Source organism: Actinomyces glycerinitolerans (assembly GCF_900098745.1).
GTDB classification, from domain to species: Bacteria; Actinomycetota; Actinomycetes; order Actinomycetales; family Actinomycetaceae; genus Actinomyces; species Actinomyces glycerinitolerans.
This window is the reverse complement of record NZ_FQTT01000001.1, coordinates 467,290-484,905: the sequence shown is the minus strand read 5'-3', so window position 1 is coordinate 484,905 and position 17,616 is coordinate 467,290. Positions and strand designations below refer to the sequence as shown.

At 71.2% G+C, this 17,616-nt stretch carries 17 protein-coding genes; 6 read left to right on the top strand and 11 right to left on the bottom strand.

What is annotated here, in order from left to right; translation table 11 throughout:
• Nucleotides 1–57: 57 nt before the first annotated feature.
• Complete coding sequence (locus ACGLYG10_RS01975) at nucleotides 58–693, bottom strand: O-methyltransferase (protein WP_073327826.1); 636 nt, start codon at nucleotides 691–693, stop codon at nucleotides 58–60.
• A 156-nt stretch (nucleotides 694–849) separates the two neighbouring features.
• On the opposite strand from ACGLYG10_RS01975, the gene ACGLYG10_RS16780 reads away from it, so the two are divergent.
• On the top strand, nucleotides 850–1,827 hold the full coding sequence (locus tag ACGLYG10_RS16780) for a twin-arginine translocase TatA/TatE family subunit (RefSeq protein WP_073327416.1): 978 nt from the start codon (nucleotides 850–852) through the stop codon (nucleotides 1,825–1,827).
• Between the two features lie 54 nt (nucleotides 1,828–1,881).
• On the opposite strand, the gene ACGLYG10_RS01965 is transcribed toward ACGLYG10_RS16780, so the two are convergent.
• The 3 genes from ACGLYG10_RS01965 to ACGLYG10_RS01955 all read right to left on the bottom strand — a co-directional run bounded on the left by ACGLYG10_RS01965 (nucleotide 1,882) and on the right by ACGLYG10_RS01955 (nucleotide 5,083).
• Nucleotides 1,882–3,036 carry an Mrp/NBP35 family ATP-binding protein gene (locus tag ACGLYG10_RS01965; RefSeq protein ID WP_073327414.1) on the bottom strand — a complete coding sequence of 385 codons (1,155 nt, stop codon included), beginning with the start codon at nucleotides 3,034–3,036 and terminating at the stop codon, nucleotides 1,882–1,884.
• 156 nt (nucleotides 3,037–3,192) lie between these two features.
• Nucleotides 3,193–3,798 (bottom strand): DUF1003 domain-containing protein, encoded by a 606-nt coding sequence (locus tag ACGLYG10_RS01960; protein WP_073327412.1) that lies wholly within the window; start codon nucleotides 3,796–3,798, stop codon nucleotides 3,193–3,195.
• Entirely contained in the window at nucleotides 3,791–5,083 is a 1,293-nt protein-coding gene (locus tag ACGLYG10_RS01955) for a magnesium transporter MgtE N-terminal domain-containing protein (RefSeq protein WP_073327411.1), read from the bottom strand. The genes ACGLYG10_RS01960 and ACGLYG10_RS01955 overlap by 8 nt, the downstream gene beginning before the upstream one ends.
• A 99-nt stretch (nucleotides 5,084–5,182) precedes the next feature.
• Here ACGLYG10_RS01955 and ACGLYG10_RS16465 point away from each other — a divergent pair, with 99 nt between their 5' ends.
• Nucleotides 5,183–6,088 carry a YflT domain-containing protein gene (locus tag ACGLYG10_RS16465; RefSeq protein WP_073327409.1) on the top strand — a complete coding sequence of 302 codons (906 nt, stop codon included), beginning with the start codon at nucleotides 5,183–5,185 and terminating at the stop codon, nucleotides 6,086–6,088.
• Nucleotides 6,089–6,239: 151 nt separating this feature from the next.
• On the opposite strand, the gene ACGLYG10_RS01945 is transcribed toward ACGLYG10_RS16465, so the two are convergent.
• The 3 genes from ACGLYG10_RS01945 to ACGLYG10_RS01935 form a co-directional block, all read right to left on the bottom strand.
• Entirely contained in the window at nucleotides 6,240–7,199 is a 960-nt protein-coding gene (locus ACGLYG10_RS01945; protein ID WP_073327405.1) for a cation diffusion facilitator family transporter, read from the bottom strand.
• 153 nt (nucleotides 7,200–7,352) lie between these two features.
• Nucleotides 7,353–9,005, bottom strand: coding sequence for an aminopeptidase P family protein (locus ACGLYG10_RS01940; RefSeq protein WP_073327404.1), 1,653 nt, complete (start codon nucleotides 9,003–9,005; stop codon nucleotides 7,353–7,355).
• 60 nt (nucleotides 9,006–9,065) lie between these two features.
• Nucleotides 9,066–10,229: a Gfo/Idh/MocA family protein gene (locus ACGLYG10_RS01935; protein ID WP_073327403.1), complete on the bottom strand. Its 1,164-nt coding sequence runs from the start codon at nucleotides 10,227–10,229 to the stop codon at nucleotides 9,066–9,068.
• A 156-nt stretch (nucleotides 10,230–10,385) separates the two neighbouring features.
• On the opposite strand from ACGLYG10_RS01935, the gene ACGLYG10_RS01930 reads away from it, so the two are divergent.
• Nucleotides 10,386–11,231, top strand: a complete 846-nt coding sequence (locus tag ACGLYG10_RS01930) for a PHP domain-containing protein (RefSeq protein ID WP_073327401.1) — start codon at nucleotides 10,386–10,388, stop codon at nucleotides 11,229–11,231.
• A gap of 141 nt (nucleotides 11,232–11,372) precedes the next feature.
• The gene (locus ACGLYG10_RS01925; protein WP_073327400.1) at nucleotides 11,373–12,008 is read left to right on the top strand and encodes a MarC family protein; all 636 of its coding nucleotides are present in this window, start codon (nucleotides 11,373–11,375) and stop codon (nucleotides 12,006–12,008) included.
• A gap of 125 nt (nucleotides 12,009–12,133) precedes the next feature.
• Here the strand turns inward: ACGLYG10_RS01925 and ACGLYG10_RS01920 are convergent, their stop codons facing one another.
• Both ACGLYG10_RS01920 and ACGLYG10_RS16775 read right to left on the bottom strand, forming a co-directional pair.
• Nucleotides 12,134–13,672 (bottom strand): DEAD/DEAH box helicase, encoded by a 1,539-nt coding sequence (locus tag ACGLYG10_RS01920; RefSeq protein WP_432416221.1) that lies wholly within the window; start codon nucleotides 13,670–13,672, stop codon nucleotides 12,134–12,136.
• A gap of 198 nt (nucleotides 13,673–13,870) precedes the next feature.
• A complete protein-coding gene (locus ACGLYG10_RS16775; RefSeq protein ID WP_258522948.1) occupies nucleotides 13,871–14,002 on the bottom strand; it encodes a hypothetical protein in 132 nt (43 codons plus the stop codon).
• Between the two features lie 141 nt (nucleotides 14,003–14,143).
• Between ACGLYG10_RS16775 and ACGLYG10_RS01915 the strand changes: the two genes are divergently transcribed.
• The gene (locus ACGLYG10_RS01915; protein WP_073327397.1) at nucleotides 14,144–14,806 is read left to right on the top strand and encodes a ferritin-like fold-containing protein; all 663 of its coding nucleotides are present in this window, start codon (nucleotides 14,144–14,146) and stop codon (nucleotides 14,804–14,806) included.
• A gap of 25 nt (nucleotides 14,807–14,831) precedes the next feature.
• Here ACGLYG10_RS01915 and ACGLYG10_RS01910 read toward each other — a convergent pair whose 3' ends face one another.
• Entirely contained in the window at nucleotides 14,832–15,581 is a 750-nt protein-coding gene (locus tag ACGLYG10_RS01910; RefSeq protein WP_073327395.1) for a sulfite exporter TauE/SafE family protein, read from the bottom strand.
• A gap of 234 nt (nucleotides 15,582–15,815) precedes the next feature.
• On the opposite strand from ACGLYG10_RS01910, the gene ACGLYG10_RS01905 reads away from it, so the two are divergent.
• A complete protein-coding gene (locus tag ACGLYG10_RS01905) occupies nucleotides 15,816–16,040 on the top strand; it encodes a hypothetical protein (RefSeq protein WP_073327394.1) in 225 nt (74 codons plus the stop codon).
• 942 nt (nucleotides 16,041–16,982) lie between these two features.
• On the opposite strand, the gene ACGLYG10_RS16770 is transcribed toward ACGLYG10_RS01905, so the two are convergent.
• The gene (locus ACGLYG10_RS16770; protein WP_170866414.1) at nucleotides 16,983–17,552 is read right to left on the bottom strand and encodes a zinc transporter; all 570 of its coding nucleotides are present in this window, start codon (nucleotides 17,550–17,552) and stop codon (nucleotides 16,983–16,985) included.
• Between the last annotated feature and the right edge of the window lie 64 nt (nucleotides 17,553–17,616).

Below are 17,616 nucleotides of genomic sequence, written 5' to 3'. Positions count from 1 at the left end.
ACGGCAACAGTCGCCGGCAGGCCACCCCGAAACCGGCGGGTCCGCCCGGCCGGGTCGTCAGGCCCGGCGGACGGCAACCAGCAGACCGTCGCCGACCGGCAGCAGTGACGTCAGCAGGCCCTCTTCATCCCGCAGCGTCTTGCCCAGCTCGCGCGCCGCAACCGTAGTGGCGTCGCGACGTGCCGGGTCGGCGACGTGGTCGTTCCATAGCGCATGCGTGATCGCCAGGACCCCGCCCGTGCGCAGCATGCGGACCGCCTGCACCACCAGCTCCGCGGCCTCCTGAGGGGAAACGTCGAGTACCACCATGTCGTAGGACTGGGCGGCCATGCGGGGCATGACGTCGGAGGCGCGTCCCTGAATGATGCGTGTGTGGGAGCCCGGGTAGCCGGCCTCGTCGAAGGCGCGGCGGGCCTCGCGCTGGAACTCCGGCTCGACATCGATGGTGGTCAGCACGCCGTCGGCCCCCATGCCGGCCAGCAGCCACAGGCCGGAAACACCGGTGCCCGTGCCTACCTCGGCGACGGACTTGGCGCCGCCGGCGGCTGCCAGCATGCGCAGTGCCGCGCCGGTGGCCGGGGAAACCGGGTCGGTGCCCAGCTCGATGCCGCGCAAACGCGCCTGCGCGGTCGGCTCGCTCTCGACCGGGAACTCCTCCGTGTAGGACCAGCTCAGTGTCTTGTCAGCAGCCACCATATGCCCCTTCCGCGGCACCGGGCCGCCTAGCCGTCGTTTCAACCCCGCGGCGCCGGGATGCCGGCGCGGGGCTGCGCCCATTGTTTCAGGTCCGGGGCGGTTGCGCGTCCACGCGCTCGCCCGGTCGCGTGCATTCCTCCTTATACTGACCCCGTGTTGGGTATCTCAGGAGCTGAGTTCTTCGTCATCCTGCTGGTGATCGCCATCGTGGTGGGGCCGCAGCGCCTGCCCGAGTACACCCGCAAGCTGACCCAGGCGGTGCGTCGTCTGCGCGTGTTCTTGGATGACACCAAGACCCAGATCGCCGAGGAGGTCGGCCCCGAGCTGGGAGAGCTGGACCTGTCCGATCTGGACCCGCGCAACTACGACCCCCGCAAGATCGTGCGCGACGCGCTGGGGGAGGACCTCGACGCCATCCGCAAGGATCTGACCAACCCCTTCCAGTCGGTGATGGAAACCGCCAAGGAGGCCAGCGATGAGGCCGCGGCCGCGGTGAGCGGCAAGGGTCAGAAGAAGTCCAAGTCCCTGTCGAAGATGATCGAGGACAAGGCCCAGGAGACGCGCTCCGCTCGGACCGCGTCCACCGGTGCGGCCGCGGCGGCCACGGTTGCGGCCGCGGCGGCGCCCGGCGACCAGCAGGGCGCGGATGGTTCAACGCAGGCGGACAAGCAGGCGAAGAAGGACCCGGAGCAGGCGGCTCAGGAGGCCGCGGCGGTGACGGCCGAGCTGCCTCAGGTCGAGCCGGTAGCCGCCGTTGCCGAGGACGAGAACTCCGCCGCTGAGCAGGAGGTCGTCGACGAGCCCTCAGCCACAGAGCTCACCGCCGCGCAGTCCGCCGCCGACGCGGGTGACGCCAGCGCGGAGGGCACTGAGGAGATGGGCGACGCCTCCACCGACGCGGCCCAGATTGCGCTGGAGGCGGGGGAAACGGCCACCGCCGAGATCCCCGAGGTGCAGCCGACCGCCGACGCGGAAGAGGTCGCCGCCGACATCCCCTCCACCCTCGCGGAGGAACCCCAGCAGGACGAGACCGTGCAGGCCCTGCGCCCGGTCTCTCCGCGCGACATCGTGCGCGCCGCCAACGAGGCCGCCCGCACCCGCGCCGAGGCGGCAACGGCCGCCGTCGCCTGAAACGCTTTCGCGGCGGCGGCGCGCTCAGGCTCACGCCGCTGAGGCGCGTGCGGACTAGCCGACAGCGCCGACCGGGCTGATCCCCAGCGACTTGCCGGACAGGCCGCGCGCGCGGTGCCCGAGCCGGCGGGCCACACCCGCCAATTGCAGGGCCGCGGGGGAGTCGGTGGCGGGTCCGTCACCGACGGCGATGGTCGCCGGGATGCCCACGTCCGCGCCCTCGCGCAGCTTGATGTCCAGCGGCAACTGCGCCAGCAGCGGCACCTCGTATCCCAGCGCGGTCGTCAGCGACTCGGAGACGGCCTGGCCGCCGCCGGAGCCGAAGATCTCCAGGCGCGACCCGTCGGGCTGCGGCAGGTAGGACATGTTCTCGATGACCCCGGCGACCTTCTGGTGGGTCTGCGATGCGATCAGTCCGGTGCGCTCGGCCACCTCGGCGGCCGCCGTCTGCGGGGTGGTGACCACCAGGATCTCGGCGTCCGGCAGCAGCTGCGCCACCGAGATGGTCACGTCGCCGGTCCCCGGCGGCAGGTCCAGCAGCAGCACGTCCACGTCGCCCCAGAACACGTCGGACAGGAACTGCTGCACGGCTCGGTGCAGCATGGGGCCGCGCCAGACGACCGGCTGCTTCTCCTCCACGAACATGCCGATGGAGATGACCTTCACCCCGTGCGCGATGGGCGGGATGATCATGCCGTCCAACTGGGTGGGAACCTGATCCACACCCAGCATGCGGGGGATGGAGAAGCCGTAGATGTCGGCGTCGACCACCCCGACGTTCAGCCCCTGGGAGGCCATCGCGGCGGCCAGGTTGGCGGTGACGGAGGACTTGCCGACGCCGCCCTTGCCCGAGGTGACCGCGTAGACGCGCGTGAGGTTGTCGGGCTTGGTGAAGGGGATGACCGGCTCGGCGGCGCCGCCGCGCAGGCGGGTGCGCAGCTCGGCCCGCTGCTCGTCGTTCATCACGCCCATGTTCACGCGCACGTCTGACACGCCGTCCAGGGCGCCGACCTCCTTGCGTGCATCCGCGGTGATGGTGTCCCGCAGCGGGCAGCCGGCGACGGTCAGCAGCACCCCGACGGTGACGACGCCGTCGGCGGCGATCTCGATGGAATCGACCATCCCGAGGTCGGTGATCGGGCGGCGCAGCTCGGGGTCAATCACGCGGGCGAGTGCCTCGCGGACCGCGTCTTCAGTGGGCAGGCTCATGGCTCAATCCTATGGCCGGTTGCCCGCTCCGCCGGGGGCCACCATGGTGGTGAGGAGCACGCCGACGGCGGGAATGCGGCGGGCCGGGCGGGCGCCGTCCACCCGGCCCACCGGATGAATGGGGCCGCCTGGAGTGATGCCGCCGGGGGCCTGCGTTCAGCCCGCGTCCTCCTGCTGCGGCCGCGCGGTGTTCGAACCATCGGGAGTCTCCGGGGCATCCGGGGTCTCCCCGCCCTCATCGACAATGTCGTCATGTAGTTCTTCGCGGGTGCGCCTCTCCTCCTGGAGCAGTTCCTCCAGTACGACGCGCAGCTCGGAGCGCACGAAGTCGCGGGTGGCGACGTCGTTCATGGCCAGGCGCAGGGAGGCGATCTCCCGGGTGAGGTACTCGGTGTCCTCCAGGTTGCGCTCGGCGCGCTGACGGTCCTGCTCGGCGGTCACCCGGTCGCGGTCGTCCTGCCGGTTCTGGGCCAGCAGGATCAGTGGTGCCGAGTAGGAGGCCTGCAGCGAGAGCATGAGCGTCAGGGCGGTGAAGCCCAGGCTGGCGCGGTCGAAGCGCAGATTCTCGGGCCCCCACGAGTTCCAGATCATCCACAGGGCCACGAAGACGGTCAGCCAGATGAGGAACGTCGGCGTGCCGGAGAAGCGTGCAATGGCCTCCGCCACCCGGCCCGAGGTATCCGAGCGGCTGCGGGAGGGATGCGTCCAACGCATCCACCGGGAGCGGTTCTTCGACAGGGGCTGGTCGAGCTGATCAGGCATTGGCGCTCCTCTCAATCATCTCGTCGGTGACGGCGTCGTCCGCCTCCCGCCAGTCGTCGGGCATGAGGTGGTCCAGGACGTCGTCGACGGACACGGCGCCGAGCAGGCGGCCGGCATCGTCGAGCACGGGTAGGGCCGTGAGATTGTAAGTCGCCAGCAGGCGGGTGACGGTGCCGATCGAGTCGTCGGCGTGCACCTCCTCCAGGTCCTTGTCCAGCACGGAGCCGAGCAGCTGCTGGGGACGCTCCCGCAGGGCGCGCTGGAGGTGCACCATGCCCAGGAACCGGCCGGTGGGCGACTCCAACGGGGGGCGGCACACGAAGGCGACGGCGGCCAGCGCCGGCGGCACCTCGGCCTTGCGGGCCTGTGCCAGGAAGGTGGCCACGGTGGCCTCCGGCGGCAGGATGATCGGCTCGGTGGTCATCAGACCGCCGGCCGTGTACTCGTCATAGGTCATCAGGCGGCGCACGTCCTCCGCCTCCTCCGGCTCCATCAAGTCCAGCAACTGGGCGGCGATGGAGGCGGGCAGTGCGGAAACCAGGTCCGCGGCGTCGTCGGGCTGCATGGCGTCCAGAACGTCGGCGGCGCGGGCGGCGTCCAGACCGGAGAGCAGGGCCACGGCGTCGTCGTCGGACAGCTCTTCGGCCGCATCGGCCAAACGCTCGTCGGACAGCTCGGCCGCCACCTCCAGCTGCCGCGACAGCGGCAGGTCGGACAGTACATCGGCCAGGTCGGCGGGCTTGAGCCCCTCCATGGTGGCCAGCAGCGCGGTCGCCCCCTGCTGATCGGCGGAGCCGGCCAGGCCCGTGACCTCGTCGGGGCGCACGGTGAAGGTCTCGCCGCGGCGCAGCCCCAGCGGACCCGAGGAGCCGCGCTGAACGAACAGGCGGGTCACCTTCCAATCCATGCCGCGGTCGCGCTCGATGGCGACGTCGCGGATGGTCACCTGCCCGGAGCCATCGCGCAGGGTGACGACTCGGTCCAGCAGCTCGCCGACCACCAAGGTCTCCACGCGGCGCTTCTCGAATCGGCGGATGTTGACCAGCCCGGTGGTGATGACGGCGCCCGGCTCGATCGCGGTCACCCGTGACAGTGGCAGAAACACGCGGCGGCGGCCCGCCACCTCGATCACCAGGCCGACGGCGCGCGGCTGACCACGCAGGCGGATGAGCACGACGACGTCGTGCACCTTGCCGACGGCGTCGCCTAGAGGATCGAAGACGGTCGTGCCCACGAGTCGGGCGACGAAGACTCTGAGGGTGGCGCGCGTCTTGGTGTTTTCCACAGCGGCCAGCCTATCGGCGTGGCGGGGTTGATGCCGCCTCACGGTTTCGCCGCTCGATGAAGCTGGCCCCGTGCCGGGACTACGTGGGACGATGTACCCATGAGCCAGACTGAATTCTCCACGCAGGCCGCGCCGTTCGGCATGACGCGGGGAAGCATTCCGCGCGGCGACGAGGTCGCCTCCTTCGCGACCTACGCGGAGGCGCAGCACGCGGTCGACTCCCTGTCCGACGCCGGCTTCCCCGTACAGCACTTGGCGATCATCGGTACCGACCTGCGCCAGGTCGAGCGCATTACCGGACGCATGAGCTGGGGGCGGGCGCTGGCCAACGGCGCCATGTCCGGGCTGTGGATCGGGCTGTTCTTCGCCGCCATGATGCTGCTGCTTGGCCCCAGCGAGGGGACCAGCACCGTGCTGATCGCCGCGATCATCATGGGCGTGATCTGGGGGATGATCTTCCAGGTCGCCGCCTACGCGGTCACTCGCGGCAAGCGCGACTTCACCTCCATCAGCCAGGTGGTCGCCTCGCGCTACTCCATCATCGCCTCCGAGCTGTCCGCGGAGGCGGCCCGCGCGCTCGCGGACCTGCCGGGGAATCTCACCCGCGGCGGGCAGTCGGCGCGCCGAGCCGAGGAGCGCCGCGCTGCCCGGCAGCAGGCCCGCGGTCAGGGCCGCAGCACCTTCGGCTCTCGTCCGGACGAGCAGCCCCGCTTCGGCGTGCGCCTGCCCGAGGGAGTGGACCCGCAGACCTACTCGCAAGGCGGCAGTACAGCCCCGGAGGCGGGCTCGGAGACCGGTCAGATGCCGGGTGCCACCATGCCGAACGGCGCCGTACCCCGGACGCCGATCGCGCCGCGGCCTGAGGAGAACCAGCCACAGGGGACGGATAGCGGACCGGTGCCTTCGGTGGCGGACGGCCGAGCCGAAACGCCGGCGGGGGAGCGCGGCCAGGGGCAGGCCGACCCCGAGGACGACCCCTACCGCCGTCGTCCCGACGACGCCTGAGTCCTGTCTACGCCCTACGACATATACGGCCTACGACGTATACGGCCTACCGACGCTCTACGCCCTGCCCGCGTCTACAACGAGCACAAACTCGTGTCTGAGAGGGGCACGGGAGGAGCGGCCAGGCCGACTTGGTTGCTTGCCGCCGGAGTCAGACGCAGGGGACGTGCTCGTGGGCGCGGTGCGCGGCGGGCTCAAGCTGGAAAGTCGCGTGCTCGATGTGCACCGGGAAATGCTCGGCGACGCACTCCTGCAACGCGTCCAGGACCCCGCCCGTGCGCCCCTGCGCGAAGCAGGTGTCTGAGACGACGACGTGCGCGGTGAGCACCGGCAGGCCGGAGGCCACCGTCCAGGCGTGCAGGTCGTGGACCTCCTCCACGCCGTCCACCGCCAGCAGGTGACGACGCACCTCCGCCAGGTCCAGCGCCTCCGGGGTGCGCTCCATGAGCACGCCGAGTGCGGTGCGCAGTAGGGAGAAGGCCCGCGGCACGATCAGCGCGACGATCACCAGGGAGGCAACGGCATCGGCGCGCGCCCAGCCGGTGAGTGCCACCACGGCCGCCGCCACGATCACGCCCACACTGCCCAGTGCGTCGTTGGCGACTTCCAGGAAGGCGGCCCGCATGTTCAGGTTGTGGTCACGTCCGCCGGAAAGCACCAGCAGCCCCACCACGTTTGCCACCAGGCCGGTCACGCCCATGACCAGCATGCCATGTGCCTCTACCTCGGCGCCGCCCACCAGCGTGATCACCGCTCGCACGCCAACGATGACTCCCACTACGCCCAACAGCGTCGCCTGCAGCGCGGCACCCAGGATCTCGGCGCGCCGCAGCCCCCACGTGGAGCGGTCGGTTACGGGCCGGGTGGACAGGTGCGCGGCCACCAGCGCCATCACCAGGCCGACGACGTCGGTGAGCATGTGCCCGGCGTCGGCAAGCAGTGCCAAGGACCCGGTGAGCGCGGCGCTGACCACCTCGGCCACCAGCACGCCCGTCGTCAGGGCCAGGACGGCGGCGAGCCGGCCCCGGGAGGCAGTCGAGCCGTGGTTATGGCCGTGTACGTGCCCGCTGGGGCGTGTGCGATCGGGATCGCGGCTCCCGGGGGAGGTCATGCCTGCTCCCCGGGGGCTGAACTCGGGCGCCGACGGGGGCCGCGAACCGGTGACACGGCCTCAATGGTAGCGACGTGCACCGGAGCGGACTCAAGGACCGTCAGCAAACCCGCGGCCCGGGCCGACGGAGCGCGCCGCCCCGTCATTTGGGGATCAGGCGATGAGGCCGGTCACCCAGGCCTCCACCTCCGCGACGGTACGGGGAATCGCCTGCGTCAGGCGCCGCACGCTCCCGTCGGCGTCCACGACGACGTCGTCCTCGATGCGCACGCCGATGCCGCGCAGCTCCTCGGGAACCAGCTGGTCGTCGGCGCGGAAGTACAGGCCCGGCTCAATGGTGAAGACCATGCCCGGGCGCAGCACCGCGTCCATGCTCATCTCGCGGCGCGCCTGGGCGCAGTCGTGCACGTCCAGTCCCAGGTGGTGGCTGGTGCCGTGCACCATCCAGCGGCGGTGGAACTGGCCGTCCGGCCCCAGGGAGTCGGCGGCGGTGACGCCGTCGGGCAGCATGCCCCACTCCTCCAGGCGGGCGGCGATCACCTCCATGGCGGCGGCGTGCACGTCCCGGAAGCGGCAGCCGAGAGTGTTGGCGCGGGCGAAGGCGGCGTCGGCGGCGTCAAGCACGGCCTGGTAGACCCGGCGCTGCGGGGCGGTGAAGCGACCGTCCACCGGGATGGTGCGGGTGACGTCGGCGGTGTAAAGGGAGTCGACCTCCACGCCGGCGTCCACCAGCACCAGTTCGCCGGGACGCACGGCGCCGTCGTTGTTGATCCAGTGCAGCGTGTTGGCGTGGTTCCCGGCGGCGGCGATGGTCTCGTAGCCGAGCCCGTTGCCCTCCTCGCGGGCCTTGGCCCCGAAGGCGCCCTCCAGCACCCGTTCTCCGCGCCAGTGCCCGGTGGCGCGCGGAATGGAGCGGATCAGGTCGTCGAAGCCGGCGCGGGTGGCGTCCACGGCCCGCTGCAGCTGCTCGACCTCCCAGGAGTCCTTGGTCAGGCGCAGTTCGCTGGTGGCCTCCGCCAGGGCGTCGTCGACCTGCTGGGCGTCCTGCCCGGCGGCGAGTCCGGCCGCGGTGCGCACGCGGTCCACCAGGGCGGTGACCGCGGCGTCGGCCTGTGCCACCACGCGCAACTGCACGCCGTCCGGACCGGCGTCCTTGGCGAGTGCATCGGGCAGCGAGTCGATGTGGGCGCAGCGGATTCCGGTGGCCGCCTCCACCTCCTCGATCGAGGGGCGCTGGCCCACCCACAGTTCCCCGTAGCGGGGGTCGGCGTAGAACTCCTCGGACGACCGGGAGGCGCGGGGGCGGAAGTACAGCACCGCCTCGTGGGTGGGCGCGGTCGTGGCCTCGCCCGGGTTGTCGGCATCCCCGGCGACGGCGGAACCGGCGCTCCTGCCCGCGGCACTGCTCGTCCCGGCACCCGCGCTACCGGCGGCCAGCGGCTCCAGCACGAGTACGGCGTCGGGCTCGAAGTCGGTGCCGGTGCCGGCCAGGTGGGCGAAGGCCGAGTGCGGGCGGAAGCGGTAGTCGCAGTCGTTGTTGCGGGTCACCAGCCCCCCGGCGGGGATGACCAGCCGGTCGCCGGGGAACAGGGCGCCCAGGGTCTCGCGTCGGGCGGCGGCCCAGGGGGCGGCGGCGGAGCGGTCGGGCAGCGCATCGGGGCGCGGGCCCCAGCCGGAGCCGATGAAGTCGCGGAAGGCCTGGTTGGTGGGCCGGTGGGAGCGGTTGTTGCCGCGCTCTGCGAGCGTCTGGGGCGCCTCGGCGTCCGCTGCGGAGGGTGCGGGGGAGTCGGATACGGAATCGGTCATGGCCCCATAGTGGCACGCTCGCCGATCGGGGAGTGCACCGGCCGAAGCCGCCGGGTGGCGTCAGTCGGGGTCGCCCGGGAACCGCACTCCCACCTGTCGGCGCGCCTCGTAGAGCACCTCGACGGCGGCCACCGAGTTGGCCAGCGGGTGCAGTTCCGACTCGCGTGCCCCGGAGCGCACCAGGCGGCAGAAGGTCTCCAGTTCGTAGGCGAGTACCGGCCCGCTGCGCTGAACCGACAGGTCCTGGACGGCGTCGGCGCCGGCGGCCGCTTTGATCCGGTCCGCGCCGGCCGCGCTGCCGGCGCCGGCTGTGCCCACCGCGGGGCCGCGTAGGGCGATTTGCTGGGGCCACTGGCAGTCGTCCAGGGTCAGCACCGCGTGGTCGCCGGCGATCGCGGAGCCGGTGCCGGCGGGGGAGGTCTTGGAGTGCAGGCACACCACCTCGAAGCCGGCGGGCTGGACCTGGCGGGCGGTGTCGGTGCCGGCGTAGTCGAGCACGACCGTGCCCAGGGCGTCCGCGCCCGAGTCCAGCAGCACCCCGGCGGCGGTCACCCGCGTGGGCGCCCCGAACAGGTGGATCGCCAAGCTGATCGGGTACACGCCCAGGTCCATGAGAGAACCGCCCGCCATGGCCGGGTTGAAGGCCGGCGGCAAAGCCCCGTCCCGGTAGGCGTCCATGCGGGAGGAGTACTGCTCCTTGACCAGCAGCGCGCGCCGGATCGGACCCAGCCGCCGCAGGTTCTCACGCAGCACCGCCGTGCCCGGCTCGAAGGCGGGCAACCACCCCTCCATGAGCAGCCGATCATTGCGCCGGGCGGCCGCCACCATGGCCCGCGCCTGGGCGGGCGTGGGGGCGAAGGGCTTCTCCACCAGCACGTGCCGGCCGGCCTCGAGGGCAGCGAGCGCGTGCTCGGGATGCAGCAGGTTGGGGGACCCGACGTAGACGACGTCCACCAGGGGGTCGCCGTCGGCGTCGCGGGCGGCGAGCATCTCCTCCAGCGATGCGAAGGCGGCGGGTATGGCGTGCTCGGCGGCGAAGGCGGCCGCCCGCTCCGGGTGCGCGGAGGTGACGGCGACGACCTCGGCGTCGGGAACCGTGCGGGCCGCCTCCACGAACCAGCGGGCGATGAAGCCGGCACCGATCATGCCGAAGCGGATCGGGGCGGTCGGTGCGGAGGCGGGGCCGGATTGGGCGGGCGAGTCGGATGCGGCGGCGGTGCTCATGGCTTCACGCTAGCAAGTAACCGGCGTCACAGTCAGGGGGTGGTTTCGCGCGGTGCGGCCCCGGCCACCGGCGGTACGCGGCATGACCGCGGCCCGGCCCGCTGCGTCCGAGGATCCGAGCGGCAGGGGCCCAGCCCGTATTCGTACACTTGGCGGGTGCGCATCGACCCCCACACTCACTCCTCCTACTCGGACGGCACGGACACTCCCGCCGCGCTCATGGCCGCCGCCGCCCGTGAGGGTCTCGACGTCGTCGGCCTGACCGACCACGACACGACCGAGGGGTGGGCCGAGGCGGCCGCGGCGGTGCCTCGCACGGGCGTGACCCTGCTGCGTGGCACGGAGATCTCCTGCTCCGTCGACGGCGTGACCCTGCACCTGCTGGCCTACCTGTTCGACCCCGACTACGGCCCGCTCGCGGATGCGCTGACCGCCGCCCGCCAGTCGCGCTCCAACCGGACCCGGTACATGGTCGAGCGCCTGGCGGTGGACTACCCCATCACCTGGGAGGACGTGCTCGCCCAGTCCTCCGACGCCGTCACGATCGGCCGTCCGCACATTGCCGACGCGCTCGTGGCCGCCGGGGTCTTCCCCAACCGGTCCGCCGCCTTCGCCGGGCCCTTGGCGACCTCCAGCCCGTACTACGTGCACTACTGGGCCCTGGACCCGGTTGAGGCCTGCCGGCTCGTGCGCGCGGCCGGGGGAGTGCCGGTGGCGGCGCACCCGCGCGCCGCCAACCGCCAGCGGCGCCTGGTGCCGGATGCGACCTTTGCGCGGATGGCCGAGGCCGGCCTGGCCGCGCTTGAGGTCGACCACCGCGACCACGATCCCGCCCAGCGGGAGCAGGCCCGTGCGCTGGCACGGGAGCTTGGGGTCGGCACATCCGGCGCCTCCGACTACCACGGCGACGGCAAGCCGAACCGGCTCGGGGAGAACCTCATGCCGCCGGCACTGTTGGAGCAGATCGTCGCCGAGGGTGCGCTCCCGCTGATCACGCCCTGACCGGGTGCCGGTCGCCGTCGCCCCGGGCGGCAGGCCGCCCGGCAGGGAAGCCGTCCAGCCAAAGATCCGCCGGGCCGCCCGGATGTCCGGACGCCCAATCGTCAAGCCCAATCAAAACGTTCCGCTCCCTCCGCCCCAGTCATGCTCGCAAACATCTTCGACCTCACGCTCTTCGCCACCGCGCTCACCACGATCCTGGTCATTCAGGACCCGTTGGGCGCCATTCCCATCTTTCTGTCGCTGACCAGCCGGCAGACCGACGCCGAGCGCACCCGCTCGGCCCGCCAGGCCACCCTGGTGTCCTTCGCGGTGATTCTCGTGTTCGCGATTTTCGGCCGCTACATTCTGCGGTTCTTGGGCATCACCGTGCCGGCGCTGCAGATCTCCGGCGGGCTGTTGCTGCTGCTGGTGGCGCTCGAGCTGCTCACCGACAAGACCGATGAGCACCCCGACCCGGACTCGGTGGCCACCAACGCCGCACTCGTCCCCCTGGGCACGCCCCTGCTGGCCGGGCCGGGCGCGATCGTGGCCACCATGGTGGCGGTGGAGTCGGCGTCCGGGCCGGTGGTCGGCTGGGTGAGCGTGACCGCCGCGATCGTGGTCACGCACCTGGTCATCTGGGTGGTCCTGCGGTTCTCCGTGGGCCTGCACCGGTTGCTGGGGGAGTCCGCGATTCAGGTGCTCACCCGCATCTTCGGGTTGTTGTTGGCCGCGATCGCGGTGCAGATGATGGCCGACGGCGTGATTGCCTACATCGGCGCGGTCACCGGTGCCTGAGCGCACCCGGGCGCCGCGCGCGGGTAGGTGCGCGGCGCGCCAGGGTGCGGTAGTGCGGTGGGTGCGCGGCGCGGCGTCGTGCGGACCGGCTCCGGCGGCCGATTAGCGCCAAGCCGCGATGGGCCTCAGGCGTCGGCGCGACCGCCGTGGGTGCGGCGGCGGTTGCGCTTGCGGCGCGGCCGGTCGTCCTGCGCGGATGCGGAGCGGCCCGTGCGGGAACCCGTGCTCGAGTCGTTGCGCCGCGAACCGCCGTCGCGCCCGGTGCTTGAGCTGCGCCGTCCGCGGCCGCGGCCCCGCCCCCGACCGCCGCGCTCCTCGCGGGCGTGGGCGTGCCGGCCGGTCTCGCCCAGGTCCTCGATCTGCTCGGCGTCGAGCCCCGCCAGGACCCGCTTGCTGCGCGGCAGCTTGCCGGTGACATCTCGGGGAATGTTCAGGTCCGTGTAGAGGTGGTCGGAGGTGTGGTACGTCTCCACCGGCTCCTCGATCGGCAGGCCGAGCGCCTTGGCGATCAGACGCCAGCGGGAGACGTCGTCCCAGTCGACGAAGGTGATCGCGGTGCCCGAGCCGCCCGCCCGGCCGGTGCGGCCGATGCGGTGGACGTAGATCTTCTCGTCCTCGGGGCACTGGTAGTTGATGACGTGGGTGACGTCGTCGACGTCGATGCCGCGTGCCGCCACGTCGGTGGCCACCAGCACGTCCACCTTGCCCTTGCGGAAGGCGCGCAGCGCCTGCTCGCGGGCCCCCTGCCCCAGGTCGCCGTGCAGGGCCGCGGTGGCGAAGCCGCGGGCAGACAGGTCCTCGGCCACGCGGGCGGCGGTGCGCTTGGTGCGCGCGAAGATGATGGTGCGGCCGCGGCCGGTGGCCTGCAGGATGCGGGAGAGCACCTCGACCTTGTTCAGCGCGTGGGTGCGGTAGACGACCTGCTGCACGGTCTTGACCGTCATGGAGTCGTCGCCCGGGTCCTGGGCGCGAATGTGGGTCGGCTTGGTCATGTAGCGGCGGGCCAGGGCGACGACGGCGCCCGGCATGGTGGCGCTGAAAAGCATGGTGTGGCGGTCGGAGCGGGTGCGCGAGAGGATCTTCTCCACGTCCGGCAGGAAGCCCAGGTCGAGCATCTCATCGGCCTCATCCAGTACCACGGTGGTTACGTGGGTCAGGTCCAGGACCCGACGATCCATCAGGTCGATGATGCGACCGGGGGTGCCGACGACGATCTCGGCTCCCTGCTCGATCGCCTCGATCTGCGGCTCGTAGGCGCGCCCGCCGTACACCTGGACGATGCGCACGGTGCGCTTGGCGGCGGCGCCCGCCAGCTCCTCGGCCACCTGCTTGGCCAGCTCGCGGGTCGGCAGAATGACCAGTGCCTGCGGGGAACCCGAGGCGGGGTCCTCATCCCAGCCCTCCTCGCCGGGGCCGAGCGTGTCCATGAGCAGCGGGATGCCGAAGCCGAGGGTCTTGCCGGTGCCGGTCTTGGCCTGGCCGATGATGTCCTGGCCGCGCAGCGCGATCGGCAGGGTGAGTGCCTGGATGGGGAAGGGGTGGGTGATGCCCTTGTCCGCCAGGGCCTGGCAGATCTCGTCCTCAACGCCGAAGTCGGCGAAGGTACGTGTGGTCAGGTCGGTTTCGGAGTCGGCATCGGTGATGTCGGGCTTGGCGTCGTCCAGCACCGGGGCGTGGGCCTGCGCGGTGGAGATGATCCCGGAGGCGGTGTCGGCCGGCGCGGTGGGCGCCTGGGTCGTCGCGGTGGGCGACTGCGACTCGGTCGATGCGGCGGGAGTGGTGGTCGATTCAGTTGTTGCGGTCTGCTCGGTCACGATGCGGTATGTGCTTTCGGTTGTATGTAATCCGGGTGGGCCCCGGGCTCAGGCGGCGCGGACGAGGCGCCGGCGTGCGGCGGAGTCCGCGCCTGCGGTCATATACGGCAGCCGATCGCGAATGACGCCACGCACGCTGCCGTAACGGCAGGTGGGGCTGAGAGGCATGACGATGGGCATGGCGACCGGGCAACCTGCGTCCAGCCTAGTCAACCGGGCGTGGATGCGTGAGTGACCGATAAGAGAGATGGATCGCGTTGGCCGTCGAGCACTTGTGACGAACACGGGGGTTGGCACGGCGTCAGGGCCTACCCTGACACCATGACGAGCTCAGCCCTTCCTGCCAGCCGGACCGTGACCGCGTCGCCGTCGCCGCACACGGTTGCCGTGGTCGGCCTGGCCGCCTACGCCCGGACCATCGCCTGTACGCGCTACGCCAAGGACGCCGACAAGGCCCCGGATATGGGACTGCGCGCCGAGCTGCTGCGCATGAGCGGGGAGGCGGTCGCTTCTTTCGAACGGCTGCGGGTCTCGGCGGCAGACGCTGGCGTCGACGTGCTCGCGGCGGCCGAGCCCTTCGTCGGGGCGCTGGGCGACTTCGATGAGCGGCTGCGTCCCCTGGACTGGTATGAGCGACTGACCAAGACCTACCTGACTTTCGGGCTGTTGCGCGACTTCGTCGTCGCGTTGGCGGAGACGGTGGAGACGCCCCTGCGCGATCAGCTGACGGAGGACACCGACGCCGACCGACTGGCGGCCTTCGCCTCCTCCCAACTGGTGCCGGCAATCGGCGAGGACACCCAGCTGGCGGCGCGCCTGGGGCTGTGGGGACGCCGCGTGGTGGGCGAGGAGATCGGCACCATGAAGCGCCTGTTGGCCACCGCCCCGGACCTGGCCGCGTCGGGTGCCGACGGCGAGGCGCTGCACGAGGCCCTCTCCCAGGGGGCGACCACCCGCATGCGGGGGCTGGGCCTGCGCGTCTAGTCCGGGCGCCGTCGTCGGGCCGGGATCAGAAGCCGAGCAGCAGCCAGACGGTCAGGACCAGACCGCCGACCACCACGGCGGCGTGAATGACCCGCTCGGGAATCAGCCGCTGAATCAGCGGGGCCACGTAGCCGCCGGCGAAGGAGCCCAGGCCTACCGTGATCGCGGCGCCCCAGTCGACCTGCCCCTGCACGATGAACAGCACGGCGGCGGCGAAGTTGGACAGGGTGGTCATGGGCGTCTTCATCACCACGGCCGCGTGGGTGTTCATGGGCGTGCCCAGGGTGCACAGGGCGAAGAAGAGCACCCCCGCGCCGGCGCCGAAGTAACCGCTGTAGACCATGATGGCGGCCATCAGGGCCAGGAACGCGGGCGCGGGCAGTCGGTAGTTGGTGGCGCCGCGCCGCAACCGCGGGCTCAGCGCCACCAGGGCGGTTGCGAGCAGCACCAGCCAGGGCACGATCGCCTCGAATACGCCGGGCGGGGCCACCAGCAGCAGCGCGCCGCCCACGAGCCCGCCGACGACGGCGATGAGTGCCTGGGGAAGCAGCGGGTAGTAGCGGATCTGCTTGAGCCGGTCCCAGGAGGTAATCAGTGAGCCGATGCCGCCGGGAATCAGGCTGACGGTGTTGGAGGCGTTGGCGACCACCGGCGGCACGCCCAGGGTGAGCATCGCCGGGTAGGAGACGAGCGAGGCCATTCCCACTAGGTAGCCGACGATGGCGGCAACCACTCCGGCGAGAAACAGGAGGGCGTAGGTGATCACGGGCGACATCGCCGCTAACAGTAGCCGTAACGCGTTGCGCCCCGTCGGGGCGGGCGCGGCGCGTGCGCGCGGTGGGGGCCACGTGCGCGGCGGGGCCCCCACCGGGCGCGGAAGTGTGAGGCATGATACGTGCGTGGCTCACATCGGGGCGCCGATGCTCCGCGGTGGGCACGCTGGCGAAGCAGATTCGCACAGGCAAAACAGATTCGACAATCAGCAGTCCTGACGCTGAAAGGGGACCACATGTTCGTTCGTCGCGAGGCAATCGCCGTCCGTTGTGACCACGAGGGGTGCGACCGCATGGTCGCGCATCGGGTGGTCGACACGGTCCACGACCCGGATGGCACGGCGATTGAGCGTGTGCTCGCCTTGAGCTACACCGAGCACGACGCGTTGCGCGCGGCCGAACGCGACGGCTTCAAGATCATGGGGAACCATGTCTTCTGCGAGAAGCACGACCGGCTGTAGTGCGGCACGAGTGGGCCGCCCACGGCGATGATGGGGTAGGCAGTCGGCATCGGTGGGTATGAGGGGCGCGGCGCGCCGCCAGGGCTGTGCTGATCTGGTGGCTGTGGTGCGCCGACTGCGGCTGCCGAATGCGATCGCCGGCGGTGTGTTTAGCGGTTCTTCGTGTTTGGGTGTGTGGCGGGCTGACGGGCGGCGACTGTCCGGGTTGTGGTTGGTGTGCGGGGCACGGCGGCGCGGTGGGTGACGCGGTGGGTGGGAATGCGCCTTGGCTGGGATGTGCGCGGTGGATCGGGTGCGACGGTTCGCGCGTTGGACCGCCCACGCCCCGTTGGACCGCCCACGCCCCGTTGGACCGCCCACGCCCCGTTGGACCGCCCACGCCCCGTTGGACCGCCCACGCCCCGTTGGACCGCTGTAACCGGCGGCTACGGCGGTCCAACGGGGGAACAGGTGTCCAACCGGGGAACAGCGGTCCAAGTAGGCACACCCCTGCGCCTGCGGGGCCCGCCCGCCCAGATGCGCGGGGAGCCATCCATCTGGGCCCCGCGCCTGCGGGATCCGCATGATTCCGACGACTCCAACGATTCGTCCGCGGTCGCCAACACCGCCAACCCGAGAACGTCCCCGCCCCCAGAGACGACCTTCTTGGCCTGAAGACGTCCTCCTTGGCCCGAGGACGACCCGGTGTGCCCGAGAACGTCCTGGTTCGCCCGAGAACGTCCCCATCGGCCCGAGGACATCCTGGGTTCGGCCAAGACGTCCTCGTCGGCCCGAAACCCTCCCGAATGTGGAGGGTTTGGGGACGAAGAGGTCGTGTTCGGCAGGCCGGCACCCACCGAGTACGACCTCGCCGACCCGAAGACGACCTCCCGCACCCGAGAACGACCTCCGGCGTTGTAACCAGTGCCCGAACCGCCACGCCCACAAACGAGAAGAGCCTGTTTAGTGTCCTTGTTGGGTTTCGGCTTGGTCGGTGAGGTAGGTGGTGGTGCGGACGATGTTGTAGGCGGTGGTGGTGTTGGTGGTGGTGATGGTGCCGACTACGGGGGTGGTGGTGCCGCCGGTGGGGGTGTAGGTGGCTTGCCAGGTGGTGGTCAGGGTGGTGGTTACGCCTTGGGCGGTGGTGGTGTATTGGTGGGTGACGGTTTGGTTTGGCCAGGGGGCTCCGGGGTCGGTGGTGGTTGTGGTGGTGTTGTCGCCCCAGTTCCAGGTGTAGGTGGTGGGGGTGGCGTGGATGGTGACCTCGGTGCCGGCGATGGTGGTTGTGAGGGTTTGGGTGTCGGGGTTGGTGTAGACGATGAAGTCTTTGGTCAGTAGTACTTCCGGGCCTGGGGGTTGGCGGGTGATACCGGACCCGTCGGCTAGGAGGGTGGACACGTCGGTGGCGGTGACGGTAATTGCCACCATGGTGCCGTCCGCTGCTTGGGCGGTGGTTGTGGGGGCGGCGTCTGTGTCGCAGTCGGCGGGGTTGAGGAGGAAGGACCCCACACCGGTATTCACGCTGGTTCTCATGCCAATGCAGGCTAGGTAGCGTAGTTGGGCAACTTGGGCGGCATGCTCATTGAATACGCCGCCG